This is a genomic window from Paenibacillus sp. JJ-223, from assembly GCF_927798175.1.
GTDB lineage: Bacteria > Bacillota > Bacilli > Paenibacillales > Paenibacillaceae > Paenibacillus > Paenibacillus hubeiensis.
Genome location: NZ_CAKMMP010000010.1, coordinates 21,825 through 37,792 on the forward strand (window position 1 = coordinate 21,825; position 15,968 = coordinate 37,792).

Annotated in this window: 19 protein-coding genes; all 19 read left to right on the plus strand. The window is 48.9% G+C overall.

Features of this window, described 5'->3' with window-relative positions; translation table 11 throughout:
* Nucleotides 1-453 carry a flagellar export protein FliJ gene (gene fliJ, locus L6H98_RS17690; RefSeq protein WP_236417081.1) on the plus strand — a complete coding sequence of 151 codons (453 nt, stop codon included), beginning with the start codon at nt 1-3 and terminating at the stop codon, nt 451-453.
* 47 nt (nt 454-500) lie between these two features.
* On the plus strand, nt 501-1,439 hold the full coding sequence (locus tag L6H98_RS17695; protein WP_236417082.1) for a kinesin: 939 nt from the start codon (nt 501-503) through the stop codon (nt 1,437-1,439).
* 39 nt (nt 1,440-1,478) lie between these two features.
* Complete coding sequence (locus tag L6H98_RS17700) at nt 1,479-2,861, plus strand: flagellar hook-length control protein FliK (RefSeq protein WP_236417083.1); 1,383 nt, start codon at nt 1,479-1,481, stop codon at nt 2,859-2,861.
* 19 nt (nt 2,862-2,880) lie between these two features.
* Entirely contained in the window at nt 2,881-3,447 is a 567-nt protein-coding gene (locus L6H98_RS17705) for a flagellar hook capping FlgD N-terminal domain-containing protein (RefSeq protein ID WP_236417084.1), read from the plus strand.
* Nucleotides 3,444-3,827, plus strand: a complete 384-nt coding sequence (locus L6H98_RS17710; RefSeq protein WP_236417085.1) for a TIGR02530 family flagellar biosynthesis protein — start codon at nt 3,444-3,446, stop codon at nt 3,825-3,827. The genes L6H98_RS17705 and L6H98_RS17710 overlap by 4 nt, the downstream gene beginning before the upstream one ends.
* Before the next feature lie 81 nt (nt 3,828-3,908).
* Complete coding sequence (flgG, locus tag L6H98_RS17715; protein ID WP_236417086.1) at nt 3,909-4,724, plus strand: flagellar basal body rod protein FlgG; 816 nt, start codon at nt 3,909-3,911, stop codon at nt 4,722-4,724.
* A 68-nt stretch (nt 4,725-4,792) separates the two neighbouring features.
* Nucleotides 4,793-5,014: a flagellar FlbD family protein gene (locus tag L6H98_RS17720; protein WP_236417088.1), complete on the plus strand. Its 222-nt coding sequence runs from the start codon at nt 4,793-4,795 to the stop codon at nt 5,012-5,014.
* Nucleotides 5,014-5,466, plus strand: coding sequence for a flagellar basal body-associated FliL family protein (locus L6H98_RS17725; RefSeq protein ID WP_236417090.1), 453 nt, complete (start codon nt 5,014-5,016; stop codon nt 5,464-5,466). Before L6H98_RS17720 ends, L6H98_RS17725 begins: the two co-directional genes overlap by 1 nt.
* 45 nt (nt 5,467-5,511) lie before the next feature.
* Nucleotides 5,512-6,510: a flagellar motor switch protein FliM gene (fliM, locus tag L6H98_RS17730; protein WP_236417091.1), complete on the plus strand. Its 999-nt coding sequence runs from the start codon at nt 5,512-5,514 to the stop codon at nt 6,508-6,510.
* The gene (fliY, locus tag L6H98_RS17735; RefSeq protein ID WP_236417092.1) at nt 6,500-7,756 is read left to right on the plus strand and encodes a flagellar motor switch phosphatase FliY; all 1,257 of its coding nucleotides are present in this window, start codon (nt 6,500-6,502) and stop codon (nt 7,754-7,756) included. The genes fliM and fliY overlap by 11 nt, the downstream gene beginning before the upstream one ends.
* Before the next feature lie 28 nt (nt 7,757-7,784).
* The gene (locus L6H98_RS17740) at nt 7,785-8,147 is read left to right on the plus strand and encodes a response regulator (protein ID WP_236417093.1); all 363 of its coding nucleotides are present in this window, start codon (nt 7,785-7,787) and stop codon (nt 8,145-8,147) included.
* An 8-nt stretch (nt 8,148-8,155) separates the two neighbouring features.
* Nucleotides 8,156-8,692, plus strand: coding sequence for a flagellar biosynthetic protein FliO (locus tag L6H98_RS17745; RefSeq protein WP_236417413.1), 537 nt, complete (start codon nt 8,156-8,158; stop codon nt 8,690-8,692).
* Nucleotides 8,689-9,444 (plus strand): flagellar type III secretion system pore protein FliP, encoded by a 756-nt coding sequence (fliP, locus tag L6H98_RS17750; protein WP_236417094.1) that lies wholly within the window; start codon nt 8,689-8,691, stop codon nt 9,442-9,444. Before L6H98_RS17745 ends, fliP begins: the two co-directional genes overlap by 4 nt.
* Before the next feature lie 25 nt (nt 9,445-9,469).
* Entirely contained in the window at nt 9,470-9,739 is a 270-nt protein-coding gene (fliQ, locus tag L6H98_RS17755; RefSeq protein ID WP_236417095.1) for a flagellar biosynthesis protein FliQ, read from the plus strand.
* Nucleotides 9,740-9,749: 10 nt separating this feature from the next.
* On the plus strand, nt 9,750-10,538 hold the full coding sequence (gene fliR, locus L6H98_RS17760) for a flagellar biosynthetic protein FliR (RefSeq protein ID WP_236417096.1): 789 nt from the start codon (nt 9,750-9,752) through the stop codon (nt 10,536-10,538).
* Nucleotides 10,539-10,561: 23 nt separating this feature from the next.
* A complete protein-coding gene (gene flhB, locus L6H98_RS17765) occupies nt 10,562-11,644 on the plus strand; it encodes a flagellar biosynthesis protein FlhB (RefSeq protein ID WP_236417097.1) in 1,083 nt (360 codons plus the stop codon).
* A gap of 24 nt (nt 11,645-11,668) precedes the next feature.
* The gene (flhA, locus tag L6H98_RS17770) at nt 11,669-13,702 is read left to right on the plus strand and encodes a flagellar biosynthesis protein FlhA (RefSeq protein WP_236417099.1); all 2,034 of its coding nucleotides are present in this window, start codon (nt 11,669-11,671) and stop codon (nt 13,700-13,702) included.
* Nucleotides 13,699-15,060: a flagellar biosynthesis protein FlhF gene (gene flhF, locus L6H98_RS17775; protein WP_236417101.1), complete on the plus strand. Its 1,362-nt coding sequence runs from the start codon at nt 13,699-13,701 to the stop codon at nt 15,058-15,060. Before flhA ends, flhF begins: the two co-directional genes overlap by 4 nt.
* Complete coding sequence (locus L6H98_RS17780; protein WP_236417103.1) at nt 15,057-15,944, plus strand: MinD/ParA family protein; 888 nt, start codon at nt 15,057-15,059, stop codon at nt 15,942-15,944. The genes flhF and L6H98_RS17780 overlap by 4 nt, the downstream gene beginning before the upstream one ends.
* The last annotated feature ends 24 nt before the right edge of the window (nt 15,945-15,968 follow it).

Here is a 15,968-nt window from a genome sequence, read left to right on the forward strand (position 1 = left end):
ATGAAATTTCGATATCATTTCCAAAAGGTTGTCGACCTGAAAAGCAATGAAAAGACACAAGCGGAGTGGATGTTATCCACAGCCATCGGCAAACTTCAGACCGAGGAAGAGCATCTGTTGCAGCTGTTGAACGACAAACAGGAAGCCATTGAAGGGATTCAATCCGCAACGGCTGCTAAAGCTTCCGTGTCCAGTCTGCAGGAAATGCAGCGCTACATCCATCATCTCGATGAATGCATTTCCAGGAAAAGCGATGACGTGAAGCATGCTCAGGTTCATGTACAGCGGAATCAAACGTTTTTGAACGGTAAAATGGTGGACGAAAAAGTATGGCTCGAAGCGAGAGGGAAAGCCAAACTCAAGTTTCAGCAGGAGATGCTCCTCCGGGAACAGAACGATCTGGACGAGATGGCTACTGTGCGGTTCGCTGCGAAAGCCGGACGTGCGATTTGATACCGGTTCGCAAAAGCGGAGTTGTCTCGTGAAGGAGGAAATAGAAAATGGCTGTTAAAGACGAAGAGTTGGAAAAGGAGTCCGGCAGCGGTTGGGAAAAGTTTCTCATGATTTCCATCCCGATTGTGTTCACGGTGGTACTGCTCGGGGTGCTCTTGACCCTGTTCAATGTAGATGTTCGAAATAATCTGCTTGAGCTGGCCAACAAGGTTCCTGTCGTAAAAGATTGGGTTCCCGATCCCAAGCTGGATCCTGAAAAAGAAAAGCTTGAAAATAGCGAGAAGCAAGTGGAGAGCGCAGAAGCAACCATTGAGAAATTGAAGTCCGAGGTAGCCCAGAAAGAGACAGAGCTTCAAGCAGCCAAGGAAGCAACGGCAACCGAAACGCAAAAAGCCAGTGAGCTGCAAAAGAAACTCGATGAGGCGAGCAAGGCTGCCGAAGAAGCTGCCAAGTCTGCACCGGAAGAGGAGTCCGACTATCAGAAGCAAATCAAAAGTTTGGCGAAAATGTATGCGGCCATGAGTCCGAGCAAAGCTGCTCCGATTTTGCAAAACATGACGAACGAAGAAATGGTGCTTATGTTAAGTTCCATGCAGTCCAGCGCCCAAACGAAAATTTTGGAGAAAATGGATCCGAAAACGGCTGCCGATGTCACCATGATGATGAAAGACGCCAAACCTTCGGGTGATCTGGCCCTTGACGCATTGCAATCGAGGCTCAAAAAAGAGCAATCGGCATCGCAGACGACGACGGCAACGACATCCAAAAACCTGGACAAAAGCCAGTTGAGCCAAACCTTCTCCACCATGTCTGCTTCAAACGCAGCAACGCTTCTCTTGGAGACGTATAAACTGAGCCCTGACAAAACGTTGACGATTCTGAACTCGGTGGATGATGCCACCCGTTCCCGACTGCTGGAGAGCATGTCCAGCGCAGATTCGGCAGAAACAGCCAAAATTCTGAATCGTTTGATGGGCAACAAATAGAAAGGACCATCTCTCACGGAGAAGGGGGGTGAAAAAGAAATGTCGATGGTATATCAGATGACCTCCACGGCTCCATCGGGCAAAACAGCAGGAGCTTCTAAATCATCCGGAACATCTGCACCTGATGGTGTGACTGGAACGTTTGACCAAACGCTGACACAGTCCATGAACGGAGGCGTAGCAAACGCCAGCACATCCGAATCACCGGAATCGTTGTCTTCCAATCCGCTTGTATTTTCCTTTGCTTCATTGGAAGAAGGAGAACAAACATCATTGATGGAACTGCTAAGCTCGTTGTTTGACGATTTGGATTCGCTTGATGAAACTCTCGAGAACGATCCGACGCTCGCCGTGGAATTGCAATCCATCATCCAGCAGCTGTACGTTCTTTTGAATGGTGCTGAGACCGGGGAAACGGCGGATGAAAACGAAACGGTTCCGACGGAAGCGGCTGCGAGCAGCCCGCTTGCGATCCATCTGGAAGAACATCCGGCGGCGGCGCGGTTTGTGCTGCAGGATGTGCTTACGCAAATGGCGGCCAAGTTTACGGAGCCGGATGGCGCTGTTGTCAAAAACACGACCGAGCGTAAACATTTGCTCCAAACCTTGCAGGATCGGCTGGATCAAGCAGGAGTTCCTTTGAACAGCAACAAAGGTTGGACCGAGCTGAAATCCATGGTGGATGCTTTTGCAGTAGTTAATGACCAGACAGAGGGAGCTAAATCCAATGCCGGGCAGTTCAAATCCAACGTTTCGGGACCGCAAAGCAATACGCTGACTTTGCAGTCTGCCATGGCGGATAATGCCAGTGAGGCGGGTGGTTCAATCGAATCGGGTGAAATTCAGCTGGATGGGGCCGATCAGAATCGCATCATTACGGCAGGAGAACTGTCCCTTAGATCGTCCGGAACGCTGGCAGCAAAGCCGGCAGAGCCGGTAATGCAGGCTTCACAATTCAGCAAGGAAATGACGCAATTTGTCATTAACAAACTGGATATCGTACATCAAAAGGGATTCTCGGAAGCGACGATCTCTCTTAGACCAGAGCATTTGGGCAAGCTGGATGTGCAGATTTCGATTCAAAATGGCCAACTCGTCGCCCGCTTCATGACAGAACACGCCATGGCCAAAGACATGATCGAGCAGCAGATGTCGCAGCTTCGGACTTCGCTGGCTGCACAAGGCATACAGGTAGAACGGATAGAGGTAACTCAAAACAGTTCGGTGGGGTCGCAAATGTATCAGGATGGCGGACGTCAGCCTGGGGGCAACTCCCGCGAACAACGGCGCTCGCGTGAACGCGAGGAACAGACCGACGATTCGATAACCGTTGCGAATTTGCAGGAAGAGCTGCGTAACTGGCGCAGCGAGCATGCAGAAGAGAGCGATCTTCCACGCGATTCGTTTACAGCCAAGGCTTAATCAGGAATGAGGTGAAAGAATGGCTAACGAAATTTTTTCAACCAATGCCACCTGGCCCAACTATTCGGCTGCCAATAAAGCGACTACTAGTGCAGCAACCAAAGAGTTGGGTAAGGATCAATTTCTAAAAATCTTGATTACCCAGCTTCAAAACCAGGACCCGATGCAGCCCATGGAAGATAAGGAGTTCATTGCCCAAATGGCGCAGTTTAGTTCTGTGGAGCAGCTGGTCAATATCTCCTCCAAATTGGAGGCGTTGGGCAAATCCCTGGGCACTGTGTCCAGCATGATCGGCAAGGAAATCAGTTGGATTTCTTCCGGGAATACCAAAAATGACGATCTGAGCTGGAAAGCCGATAAGGACAAGGATGACAACGGAACGTTGCGCCAGGGCATTGTGGATTCCATCATCGTCAGAGATGGGGTTCAATATGCTAAAGTAGGCAACGACGAGATTAAATTGGATGAAATCATCCAGGTGTCAAACCCGAAAGAAGAAGAAGAGGCAGAACCAGATAAAACGGATCCAGATAATAAGCAAGATGCTCCGTCCGAAGAACCTGCATCCGGTGGGAATGCGTCATGACGGATCGGATGACGGTTGGTCAACTCTATGCAGGAGCCTTGACACCAAACTTGCTGCACCGAACGAAGCAGGGGGAGCATGCAGGTCCATTCGAACGGCCTTTTGCGGAGCTGCTTGATGAACATCTGCTCAAATTAAGCAACCACGCTGCGAAAAGACTTGAACAGCGAGGCATTGAGCTTGGAAGCGAGCAGATGGAGCAGATTGGTTCTGCGCTGGATAAAGCTGCTGCCAAAGGTGCTAAAGAGTCTCTTATATTAATGCAGGATATGGCGTTTATCGTTAATGTTCAAAATCGCACTGTTGTTACAGCCTTGGATAGCAAAAGCATGAAAGACAATGTGTTCACCCAGATCGACAGTGCTGTAATTATTTCTTAACTGGCTGGCCCATTCTCGGGAGCCGAAATGCCGCTGACCGACTGATGCGGCACCAAATAGAGGCTGGGAGGTTTTATTAACATGTTGAAATCGATGTACTCGGGCGTTTCCGGGATGCGGGGCTTTCAAACCAAACTTGACGTCATTGGTAACAATATCGCAAACGTGAACACGGTAGGTTTTAAAGGAAGCCGTGTCATGTTCAAAGACATCATGAGTCAAACGACTGCCGGGGTAACCGCGCCAACCGACGACAACGCCGGGGTTAACGCGAAACAAATCGGTCTGGGCGTTTCGATCGGCTCGATTGACACGCTTCACCTGGCAGGAAGTCCGCAAACGACGAACAATCCCACGGATTTGCGAATTAACGGGGATGGATTCTTTTTGGTATCCATGGGCGGAGACCAAGAGGTGCCCTTTTTAACTCGTGCGGGCGATTTTCATGTTGACGCAGCCCGGAATCTGGTTACTTCGGATGGGTTGTATGTGTTGGACAGTGAAGGTCAGCCCATTACGATCGGTGATGACGTGGTGTCTTTTACCATTGCCCAAAACGGCACGATTAACACAACGATGGCTGACGGCACGGTTGAAGGCGAAATACAAATCGGCATAGGCAAGGTGATTAACCCTGAAGGGTTAGAGAAAATCGGTGGGAACCTGTATCGGATAACGGCAAATGCCAATCCGGAAGGGGCCATCGAAAATCTGACAGCAAACGATCCGGAGAACGGTACGGGAGCCATTATTGCCGGCCAGCTTGAGATGTCCAACGTTGAATTGACGAGCGAATTCACGGAAATGATCGTTGCCCAACGTGGTTTCCAGGCGAATTCGCGGATCATTACGACTTCTGACGAAATCCTTCAGGAAGTTGTTAACTTGAAACGATAATTACGGGATGGCTAATTTGTAGGGTGTGGGGGAGTTGCCTCCTCCACCTCTGATCAAGGGGGCTTGGCATGATTTCGGTTACGCGGTTAAACGGTTCTCCCATGTGGCTGAATGCACTGATGGTTGAGATTGTGGAAGAGACGCCGGATACGTATATTACGTTGGTTACGGGAAAAAGGCTGATCGTGCTCGAGAAGGCGGAAGAGGTCGTTTCCAAAATTAAGGAATATAACCGTGAAATCGGAGTCCAGGCAGCCACCATCAAAGTGCAGCAAACGGAGGAGTCCTGATGAAAAAAGTATTGCCTTGGATCGCTGTCGCACTGCTTGCGATCACATTGATTGTCGTTGTGGCCTTCGTATTTTTGCAAGGACAAAACGATCCGAAAAAAGAAACAAGCGCGGCGGTTGAGAAAAAGTTGACTGCCGACGAGATTGTGGAAGTGTCTTCAGAGATTACCGGAATCAAAACTAATTTGGCGGGCAACAACACCATCGTTTCGGTGGACGTTGTCTTCGAATTGAAAGATGCCAAAGCAAAAGAAGATTTCGAGAAAATCAAAGACCTTGTCGTTAAACCGATTATCATTCAGGCTTTTGCAGATACGCAGCCGGAAGAGCTTGATGGAGCAGAGCGCCGTTCCGAATTCAACAAAAAGCTGACCAAACTCATTAACGAAGCTTTGCCTGAACCGAATTTGACCAAAGCAACTTTTAATAATTTTACAGTGGCACCACTGTAATGAACATGATCAGAACTTGCTGTAAGCCTGTAAGGGGGTGAGAACATGGTGGATGTATTATCACAGAATGAGATTGACGCCCTATTAGCTGCCCTATCTTCTGGTGAGATGGATGCAGAGGAACTAAAAAAGGAAGAAACTCAGAAGAAAGTTAGATCTTATGACTTCAAACGGGCGGTGCGTTTTTCCAAAGACCATATTCGAAGCCTGACTCGTATTCATGAAAATTTTGCACGCTTTCTCACCACTTATTTTTCAGCCCAATTGCGGACGTTCGTTCAGATTAATGTCGTTCAGGTTGAGCAGCTGCCTTATGATGAGTTTATTCGCTCCATACCCAAGATGACGATTTTGAACATTTTTGAAGCAGAGCCTTTGCAGGGACGCATGGTGCTCGAGGTTCATCCTAACGTAGGCTATGCCATGCTGGATCGGTTGTTGGGTGGTCCGGGAACTGCGCCGGTCAAAATATCTTCCATGACTGAAATCGAAACGACCATATTGGAACGGATTTTCAGCCGTGCGTTTGAAAGTTTGCAGGAAGCATGGAAAACGGTGCTCGATATTACACCGCGGTTGGAAGCCATGGAAACCAATCCGCAGTTCATGCAGATTGTGTCGCCGAATGAAACCATCGCGCTGATCTCGCTTAGCACCAAAATCGGTGACACCACGGGTATGATCAATTTGTGTATTCCGCATGTCGTTCTGGAGCCCATTATGTCACGTCTTTCGACTCATCAATGGTTTGTTTCCGAGAGGAAAACGAGAGCTCCTGAAGAGTACGAGGCGCTCAAGGAACGCGTAAACAAGGCGAAACTGCCGTTGGTCGCTGAACTGGGAGAATCGCGGATTTCAGTCTCCGAGTTTCTGGGTTTGTCCGTTGGCGACGTAATTACGTTAAACAAGCCGGTTGATCAGGGTTTATCCATTAAAGTGGGGGATCGCTTGAAATATTACGGCAGTCCTGGAACGATAAAAGACCGCGTGGCTGTACAGATCGACGAAATTGTCACCGAAGGAGTTGAAGAGTTTGACGAGTAAGGATTATTTGTCGCAGGAAGAGATTGATGCATTGCTCCGGCAGTCCGAATCCATGAACAGCTCGGAGCCGCTGCCAAAGACCGTGGATGACTTTTTGACTGACCTGGAGCAGGATGCTCTGGGCGAGATCGGAAACATTACATTCGGCAGCGCGGCAACCGCGTTATCCACATTGCTTGGACTTAAAGTAGATATCACGACACCAAAGGTGTCGATCATCAGCCGTTCCCAGTTCGAAACGGCGTTTCCCAAACCGCATGTGGCAGTACACGTCAACTATGTGGATGGATTTGAAGGAATTAATTCGCTGGTCATCAAAAAGCGGGATGCCCAGGTGATTGCAGACCTGATGCTTGGTGGCGAAGGAAATCCGGCGGATGAAGAATTGAACGAGATTCATATCAGCGCCGTACAGGAAGCGATGAACCAGATGATGGGCTCATCGGCGACTTCCATGTCAACGATCTTTAATCGGTTCGTTAACATTTCGCCGCCAGGCATTGATATCCTCAACATGGAAAGCGGCGAAGGTGTAAACAGCTTGCCTGATGATGAGACGCTGATCCAAGTGTCCTTCAGATTGATGATCGGGGATCTGATCGATTCGACGTTGATGCAGCTGCTGCCTGTGCATTTTGCAAAGAGCATGGTCGAAATGCTGATCGGTGGCGCACAGGAGTCCACCGCAGGAGCACCTGTGCAATCGGACCCGCTGCCGGCATCCGCCCCAGCACCGGCTGCCCAGGAACCAGCCGCCCCGGCACCGCAGCCTGCGACACCGCCGCAGATGCCGCCACAGCAGCCAATGCCGGACTATGGTTACGGACAAGCTCCCATGGGGATGCCGCCGCAACAACCATATCCAATGCAGCCGCAGCAACCTTACGGAACGCCGCAGCACTATGGCGGCATGCCGAACCGGAATGTGAACGTGCAGCCCGTGCAATTCGCCAATTTGCAGAATGGCGCATACGGACAGGTTGACGAAAATAATTTGAATTTATTGATGGACATTCCCCTTAAAGTCACCGTAGAATTAGGAAGGACCCAGAAGCAAATTAAGGATATATTGGAACTGTCGCAAGGTTCGATTATCGAGCTGGACAAGCTTGCCGGCGAACCTGTCGATATTTTGGTGAATAACAAGCTGATCGCCAAGGGGGAAGTTGTCGTCATTGATGAGAACTTTGGCGTTCGGGTTACGGATATCGTAAGCCAATGGGACCGGATTCAGAAATTACAATAAGCACAATTTAGGGAGGACTTGAATCAAGATGGCAAACCGAATTTTAGTCGTGGACGACGCTGCATTTATGAGAATGATGATCCGGGACATTTTGTCCAAAAACGGATACGAGGTCGTTGGCGAGGCTCAGGATGGAGCACAGGCAATCGAGAAGTTCAAGGAGCTTCGTCCGGATCTGATCACGATGGATATCACTATGCCTGAGATGGATGGAATCGCGGCTTTGAAGGAAATCAAAAAAATCGATGCCAACGCTAAAGTCATTATGTGCTCCGCGATGGGACAACAGGCCATGGTTATCGATGCCATTCAAGCGGGAGCTAAAGATTTCATCGTCAAGCCGTTCCAGTCTGACCGGGTTATCGAAGCGATCAGCAAGACGCTGGGTTAGGATACATGATGAATTCACAGGACGGGAGTATGGGAGCTGGCGCTGGTCTCAATTATTATATGCAGCTTGTATGGGTAATTGTGGTCCTAGCCGTCATCCTGGTCCTAATCGTTTATTTGCTCCGCTTTTTGAACAAGCGGAATCAGCAGTGGTTTCGAAAAGGAACGGTTCGCATTTTGGGTGGAATCGGTCTGGGATCTCAGAAATCGCTGCAGATTGTAGAAATTGGCGGTCGTGTTTATTTGCTTGGTGTGGGAAATGACATACAGCTGCTGGACAAAATCTCGGATGCCGAAGAAGCGCAAGAAATCATCGACGCTTTTGAGCGGGAAGCCGTGGCACAGCGCGGCAACCTGTCGCCTCTCATCACCAAGCTGGCATCCCGCTTGCGCAAGGAAGAACCTCCGCGAGAGATAGAGCTTGAGGATACGGCGTCATTCCATGAACTGTTTGAATCCAAGCTTCGGCAGATGCCCAATCGCAAAGACAAGATGGAGAAGCTTCTGGAAAAAGACATTACTACAGATCGGTCGAGGGATTCATGAAGAAGAAGATTTGGATAGCATGCAGCCTGATGGCTCTGATCAGCCTTGCATCCGTGACGATCGCTTTTGCGGAGCCGATTCCGAATATCGATATTCAAATCGGCGGAGGAGATGGTTCTGCGCCAGGAACGAGCTCGCTTTCCCTGATCCTGCTGATTACGGTATTGAGTATTGCACCTGCCATATTGGTATTGATGACCAGCTTCACGCGGATTGTGATCGTTCTCGGTTTTGTGCGGACGTCCCTCGGGACGCAGCAGATGCCGCCGAACCAGGTGCTTGTGGGTCTTGCGCTTTTCATGACGTTATTCATCATGTCGCCGACGCTGTCCTCCATTAATCAGGTTGCGCTCCAACCATACCTGAAGGGAGATCTTACACAGACCGAAGCGCTTGAGAAAGCTGCAGACCCCATCAAAAAGTTTATGTTTACCCACACTAGGGAAAAAGACCTATTGCTTTTCATGAAATACAATCAAGCCGAGAAACCTGAGACCTATCAGGATATTCCGATTACCGTAATGGTACCGGCATATGCAATCAGTGAGCTGAAAACAGCATTCCAGATGGGGTTCATGATATTCATTCCATTTTTGGTCATAGACATCGTCATTTCAAGTACGCTTATGGCAATGGGGATGATGATGCTTCCGCCGGTTATGATCTCGCTACCGTTTAAAATACTGTTATTTGTTCTCGTGGACGGATGGTATCTGGTTGTGAAATCACTATTGCTGAGCTTCAACACTTGAGCCGGAACGTTAAAGGAGGACGGTCATGACTTCGGAGTTTATTATCGGTCTGGCCGGGAGAGCGGTTTATACTTCACTGCTGGCCAGCGCGCCCATGCTTATACTTGCCCTGGTTGTAGGTCTTATTATTAGTGTGTTCCAAGCAACAACCCAAATTCAGGAGCAAACCTTGGCCTTTGTGCCCAAAATTATTGCCGTATTGCTCGCAGTCCTCTTGTTTGGACCCTGGATTTTGAATATTTTGGTTGATTTTACGTCCAACATTCTTGAAAATCTTTACAGATATATCGGGTAGGCTTTGAACAATGGAGACGTTGCTGCAAAGTTTTCCTGTTGCTCTGCTTATGTTTTGTCGAATTGCATCATTTTTTGTAACTGCACCTGTCTTTTCGTCCCGAAATGTGCCTAGCACTTTAAAAATAGGACTTTCGGCGTTCGTTACGTTGACCGTATATCTGGCATATGGCGTGAATCAAACCGTACCTGCTGATCTGAGTTACATCTTGCTTGTATTTAGAGAGATATTGATCGGACTGCTGCTGGGGTTTGTGGGATATTTGTTCATCACGGCCGTGCAGACGGCAGGAGCGTTTATCGATATCCAAATCGGCTTTGGTATGGCGAATGTTTACGATCCGATGACTGGAGCATCTGCGCCCCTTACCGGTAACTTCAAGTATGCTTTCGCTGTGTTGTTGTTCTTGACGATGAACGGGCACCATTATTTGCTGGACGCCATTGTATACAGTTATCGATGGATTCCGTTATCCAATGCGTTTTTCCTTACGGTTGCCAATGGAAGCATTGCAGAGTTTTTGATCCGGGCATTGGGTGAGGCGTTCATGCTTGCCTTTCAGATGTCTGCGCCGATTGTCGTTTCCTTGTTCCTGACGGATGTCGGGTTGGGTTTTCTGGCGAAAACCGCGCCGCAGTTCAATGTCTTTGCCGTGGGCATGCCTCTCAAAATACTGGTGGGAATTGCTATATTGTTGCTGGTCGTTCCGAGCTTTTCCTACGTGTTCGGTCAACTGTTCGAAGTCATGTTCAGATCCATGGAGCAATTGCTTGGGACCATCGGACAAAGGCCGGTCTGAGTGAAATGGAGGGCTCAATCCGAATGAAATACCAACTTGATCTCCAGTTGTTTTCAGGGGAAAAGACGGAAAAGGCAACCCCCAAAAAGAGACAGGATACCCGAAAAAAGGGCCAAGTGGCCAAGAGCATGGAAGTTTCGGGAGCGGCTATATTGTTATGCGCATTTTTGGTCATGCTGGTGTTTAGCGATTTTTATAAAGAGCGGATCGTACGTTTGTTTACCGACATTTTTATCAATCGCCTGAGCATGGATATCACTTCCGAAAATGTGGTCGCCATGATGATGCGATACGGGATTGAGGTCTTGCTGCTGCTCGCGCCGGTTTTTCTGGTCGTCGTGCTTGTGGCACTGATCGTCAATTACATACAGGTTGGTTTCCTGATGATCGGAGAAGGGCTTAAACCCAAACTGGAGAAACTTGATCCGATCAAAGGGTTCAAAAACATTTTTTCCTTGCGTTCTTTGGTTGAATTCGCCAAATCCATTCTAAAAATGCTTATCATCGGTTATCTCGTATATAGCACGATCATAGGGTATCAATCGGAAATAGCCTCGCTTGCCCATGTTTCATTGGACGCCATTTTGCATTTTGCCGCAAAGCTGGTCATGGATTTGGGAATCAAAACGGCGGTTGCCCTGATGGTGCTGGCTATCTTTGATTATATCTATCAGAAATACGAATATGAGAAAAACATCCGCATGTCCAAACAAGATATCAAAGATGAGTATAAAAAAATGGAAGGCGACCCGTTGATTAAAGGCAAGATTCGGGAACGCCAGCGCAGAATGGCCATGCAGCGAATGATGCAGGAAGTACCCAATGCGGATGTAATTATTACGAACCCTACGCATTTCGCGGTGGCACTGAAATACGAAGGTTCCGAGATGGAGGCACCCCAAGTGATCGCCAAAGGTCAGGACTACGTCGCTTTACGGATTAAGGAAATCGCCAAGGAGAACGGTGTCATTACCATGGAAAACAAACCGCTGGCACGGGCATTGTTCCAAAGAGCCGAGATTGGCGACGCGATACCGGCCGACTTGTTTCAAGCGGTAGCCGAAGTGCTGGCGTATGTATATAAATTAAAGGGCAGAACGAAATAAAAGGGATCGGAGGCCGTACATTCATTGAAAACTAAAGATATTGCCGTCCTAGCGGGGATCATTGGCATCGTGTTGATGATGATTCTCCCGATCCCACTCTGGCTGCTGGACTTGCTGCTCGTGGTCAACATCTCCATCGCCCTGATGATCTTGCTTGTTGCAATGAACAGCAAAGAGGCGCTGCAGTTTTCGATCTTCCCGGCTTTGTTGCTCATTACAACACTGTTTCGGCTTGCGCTGAATATTTCGACAACCAAGCTGATTTTGGGAGAGGGCGAGGCAGGGTCCGTTGTAGCTACCTTCGGTAGCTGGATTGCCGGTGGACAGATTGCGATTGGTTTCATCGTATTCCTTATTCTCGTCGTTGTTCAGTTTATCGTCATTACCAAAGGTTCAGAGCGCGTAGCCGAAGTAGCTGCCCGCTTTACGCTCGATGCGATGCCAGGTAAACAGATGAGTATCGATGCGGATTTAAATGCCGGTTTGATCAATGAACAGCAGGCGCGCGAACGCCGCTCCAAGATTGAACGCGAAGCGGATTTCTATGGAGCGATGGATGGTGCAAGTAAATTTGTCAAAGGTGATGCCATTGCGAGCATCATCATCCTGATCATCAACCTCGTCGGCGGATTCATTATCGGTATGACGGTCCATGGGCTTTCTTTTGCCGAGGCCTTGTCCACGTATTCCGTTCTGACGATCGGTGATGGATTGGTCAGCCAGATTCCTGCACTACTGATTTCGACGGCAGCGGGTCTGATTGTCACGCGGGCATCTTCGGAGGGCAACCTTGCCGATGATATTACCGGACAATTGTTCTCATACCCGATTCTCCTTTACATTGTAGCGTTCGTCGTTGCCATGCTGGGGTTCTTTACGCCAATTCATATCGTTACGACATTGCCTCTTGCCGGGTTGCTTGCTTTCGCTGCATGGAGAATGCAGAACAACCTTAACCTGAAGCAAGAAGCCGAGGTACAGATGGAAGAGGAACAACAGATTGAGGAAGTCCGAAGTCCGGAAAGTGTCATCAACCTTCTTCAGGTGGATCCGATTGAATTCGAATTCGGCTATGGTTTGATTCCGCTTGCTGACAACCAGCAGGGTGGGGATTTATTGGATCGGATTATCATGATCCGGAGACAGTGCGCGCTTGAATTAGGGCTTGTCGTGCCGGTCATCCGCATTCGCGATAATATCCAGCTCAGGCCTAACGAATACGTGATTAAAATCAAAGGCAATGTTGTTGGCGGCGGAGAACTGCTTCTGAATCATTACCTGGCGATGAGTCCGGGATATGAGGATGAATCCATCACAGGAATCGAAACGACGGAGCCTGCCTTCGGCCTTCCTGCGCTATGGATTGATGAAGTCGCGAAAGACCGGGCTGAATTGGCTGGATATACGGTTGTCGATCCACCGTCTGTCGTGGCCACCCATTTGACCGAGTTGATCAAAAAACATGCCCACGAATTGCTTGGAAGACAAGAAACGAAAGCGCTTGTGGACAATCTCAGGGAAAATTATGCCGCGCTTGTGGACGAGCTTATTCCTTCCGTTCTTGGCATCGGCGATGTACAGAAAGTGTTAGCCAAACTGCTGCGCGAAAAGATATCCATTCGGGATATGGTTACGATTTTCGAAACGCTGGCTGATTACGGCACATACACGAAAGATCCTGATGTGCTTACGGAATATGTACGCCAATCGCTCTCACGTCAAATTACCCAGCAATTTTCGCAAAAGGGCGAAACGCTGCGTGTCATTACAGTGGGTCCGGGCTTGGAAAAAAAGATTGCCGAAAGCGTGCAGCAATCCGATCAAGGAAGCTATCTTGCATTGGATCCGGCCTCGACTCAAAATGTGTATCAAAAACTGACCGAACAGGTCAACCGGGTCATTCAATCCGGACAACAGCCTGTCGTGTTGACATCGCCGACGATTCGTATGTATTTGCGGCAGGTTATTGAACGCACGATGCAGGATATTCCTGTGCTTTCCTATAGCGAGTTGGAACCGAATGTTGAAATTCAAAGTGTCGGGGTGGTGAACCTATGAGAGTAAAACAATATGTCGTTGAGACCATGCCCGAAGCGATGCTTCAGATTCGGAAAGACTTGGGAAGCGACGCCGTCATTCTGTCTACCAAAGAAGTCAAGGTTGGCGGCGTTCTCGGAATGTTTCGCAAAAAAAGAATTGAGGTTGTCGCCGCAATAGAAAAGGAAGAGAAGGGGGATGCGGGTCGGCAGGTCACCGTACCGTCCGCGTCTTCGGTCCCCTTGGTACCTCGGACGCGAGTTCCTGAGGCTTATCGTCAAACAGCGAGTTCTTTTGCCCAGGATTTCGAGAAAAAAGTTTCGCCACAGGAAGAAAATCCGGAAATAAAAAGTGATCAAGTAGAAGAAATGCGTTCTGCGCCTGAACAAAACGATTTGGGCAGGGGAGCTGCAGGTGCTGCTCCGGGTTCAGACGTCGAAGATAAACCGCGACCGGAAGGGGCGGATTTTTCGGTTTCAACGTCTGAAACGAATCAGCAATCGGGCGAAACGCATGAACTGATGGCAGAGCTCCGGGATATTAAACGGATGATGAATAGGCTTGCACAGCAGGGAACAGCAGCTGATTCATTTCCGGAAGACCTGGCTTCATTAAAGGATCGTTTGCAGGATCAGGAACTGTGGTCCGAACTCTCGGACAATTGGTTCGAAGAGGTGCTAAATAACATGGAGGAAAACGAGTTGGATCCAGAAGGCGCAAGGAGAGCGGTTCAGCAGGAAATTGTACGCTTTCTGATTGAGCGCATCGATGAAGGAATCCGACCCGATACCCGCATTGTCTATGTTGCCGGCCCTACCGGAGTAGGAAAAACAACGACGATTGCCAAGCTGGCGGCGGAGCAGATGTTCAACAAGCAGAGGAAAGTAGGTTTCATCACGTCCGATACCTATCGGATTTCGGCAGTAGAACAGCTCAGAACCTATGCATCCATTCTCAATGTTCCGCTGGAGGTCGTGCAGTCACCGGGAGATACGCAACGTGCTATCTCAAGGCTTCAGGAATGCGATCTGATCTTTATGGATACGGCAGGTAGAAACTATCGGAATGAATTGCTGGTTTCCGAGCTCCAGAGTCTGCTTGCGCCCGTGGAGCATAGCGAGACCTACCTGGTCATCAGCTTGACGTCGAAAAGCAGGGACATGATTGAAATTGCGAATCATTTCAGCAAATATGGGCTGGACAAAGTGATTTTCACGAAAATGGATGAAACCGGAAGTTATGGCCCGATGTTCAATCTGCTGCATCAATTTCCGATCAAGCTGGCATACCTGACCAATGGTCAGAATGTCCCGGATCATCTGTTGAAGCCCGATGCGGACCAATTGGCTGACATGTTATTGGGAGAAACGAAGCAATGAAAGATCAGGCATCTTCACTTCGAAAAATGGCTTCTGCCCCGCAGGACCACAAGGAGCCGGTGCGCGGCAGTCGTGCAGCCAGGCTGATCACGGTGGCCAGCGGCAAGGGCGGGGTGGGAAAATCCAACTTCACGCTGAATTTTGCGCTGTCCCTGCAAACGCTTGGCCGAAAAGTCCTTGTATTTGATGCAGATATAGGGATGGCCAACATCGATGTTTTGATGGGTGCGTCGTCTACCTATAATTTGTATCATTTGTTATACCGAAAAAAGACCATCCATGAAATCGTGCAGCTGGGAGCAAATGGTTTGCCATATATCGCTGGTGGATCGGGCATGCAAGAATTGTTTTCGTTGTCAGATCGGGATTTGGAATACTTTGCTGCCCAAGTGGATGAGATTGCCCAGCACGTGGATTATATTATTTTTGACACCGGAGCCGGACTTTCCAAGGAAAATATGAAATTTATCGAAGCTGCCGATGAGTGCTTGATTGTCACCACTCCTGAACCAACTTCCATTACCGACGCTTATGCTTTAATGAAAATCATTCATGGTCAGGAAAAGGTGACTCCCTTTCGACTGGTCGTTAACCGGGTGGATGACGAGCAGGAAGCTGGACGGGTGGCTGAAAAGCTGGCAGGTGTAGCCAAAAGGTTTCTGCATGCGGATATTCCGCTGCTAGGATCTATCTCGGAGGATCCCCAAGTGAGCAAAGCGGTGAAGAGGCAGGTGCCGTACTCCTTGGCCTATCCGAATGCCAGAGCTTCAAGGGATATACAGCGCCTCGCACTTCGTTATTTAGCCGTTCCTTCGGCAGCCGAATCCGAAACCTTGACAGGAATCAGGGGATTTATGCAAAAGTGGCTCAGGAAAACAACATGATTTCTGAATAAGGAAACAGGGGTG

Coding starts and splice junctions, on each gene's coding strand:
- fliJ (WP_236417081.1), top strand. CDS start 1: ATGAAATTTCGATATCATTTCCAAAAGGTTGTCGACCTGAAAAGCAAT.
- L6H98_RS17695 (WP_236417082.1), top strand. CDS start 501: ATGGCTGTTAAAGACGAAGAGTTGGAAAAGGAGTCCGGCAGCGGTTGG.
- L6H98_RS17700 (WP_236417083.1), top strand. CDS start 1,479: ATGTCGATGGTATATCAGATGACCTCCACGGCTCCATCGGGCAAAACA.
- L6H98_RS17705 (WP_236417084.1), top strand. CDS start 2,881: ATGGCTAACGAAATTTTTTCAACCAATGCCACCTGGCCCAACTATTCG.
- L6H98_RS17710 (WP_236417085.1), top strand. CDS start 3,444: ATGACGGATCGGATGACGGTTGGTCAACTCTATGCAGGAGCCTTGACA.
- flgG (WP_236417086.1), top strand. CDS start 3,909: ATGTTGAAATCGATGTACTCGGGCGTTTCCGGGATGCGGGGCTTTCAA.
- L6H98_RS17720 (WP_236417088.1), top strand. CDS start 4,793: ATGATTTCGGTTACGCGGTTAAACGGTTCTCCCATGTGGCTGAATGCA.
- L6H98_RS17725 (WP_236417090.1), top strand. CDS start 5,014: ATGAAAAAAGTATTGCCTTGGATCGCTGTCGCACTGCTTGCGATCACA.
- fliM (WP_236417091.1), top strand. CDS start 5,512: ATGGTGGATGTATTATCACAGAATGAGATTGACGCCCTATTAGCTGCC.
- L6H98_RS17740 (WP_236417093.1), top strand. CDS start 7,785: ATGGCAAACCGAATTTTAGTCGTGGACGACGCTGCATTTATGAGAATG.
- L6H98_RS17745 (WP_236417413.1), top strand. CDS start 8,156: ATGAATTCACAGGACGGGAGTATGGGAGCTGGCGCTGGTCTCAATTAT.
- fliP (WP_236417094.1), top strand. CDS start 8,689: ATGAAGAAGAAGATTTGGATAGCATGCAGCCTGATGGCTCTGATCAGC.
- fliQ (WP_236417095.1), top strand. CDS start 9,470: ATGACTTCGGAGTTTATTATCGGTCTGGCCGGGAGAGCGGTTTATACT.
- fliR (WP_236417096.1), top strand. CDS start 9,750: ATGGAGACGTTGCTGCAAAGTTTTCCTGTTGCTCTGCTTATGTTTTGT.
- flhB (WP_236417097.1), top strand. CDS start 10,562: ATGAAATACCAACTTGATCTCCAGTTGTTTTCAGGGGAAAAGACGGAA.
- flhF (WP_236417101.1), top strand. CDS start 13,699: ATGAGAGTAAAACAATATGTCGTTGAGACCATGCCCGAAGCGATGCTT.
- L6H98_RS17780 (WP_236417103.1), top strand. CDS start 15,057: ATGAAAGATCAGGCATCTTCACTTCGAAAAATGGCTTCTGCCCCGCAG.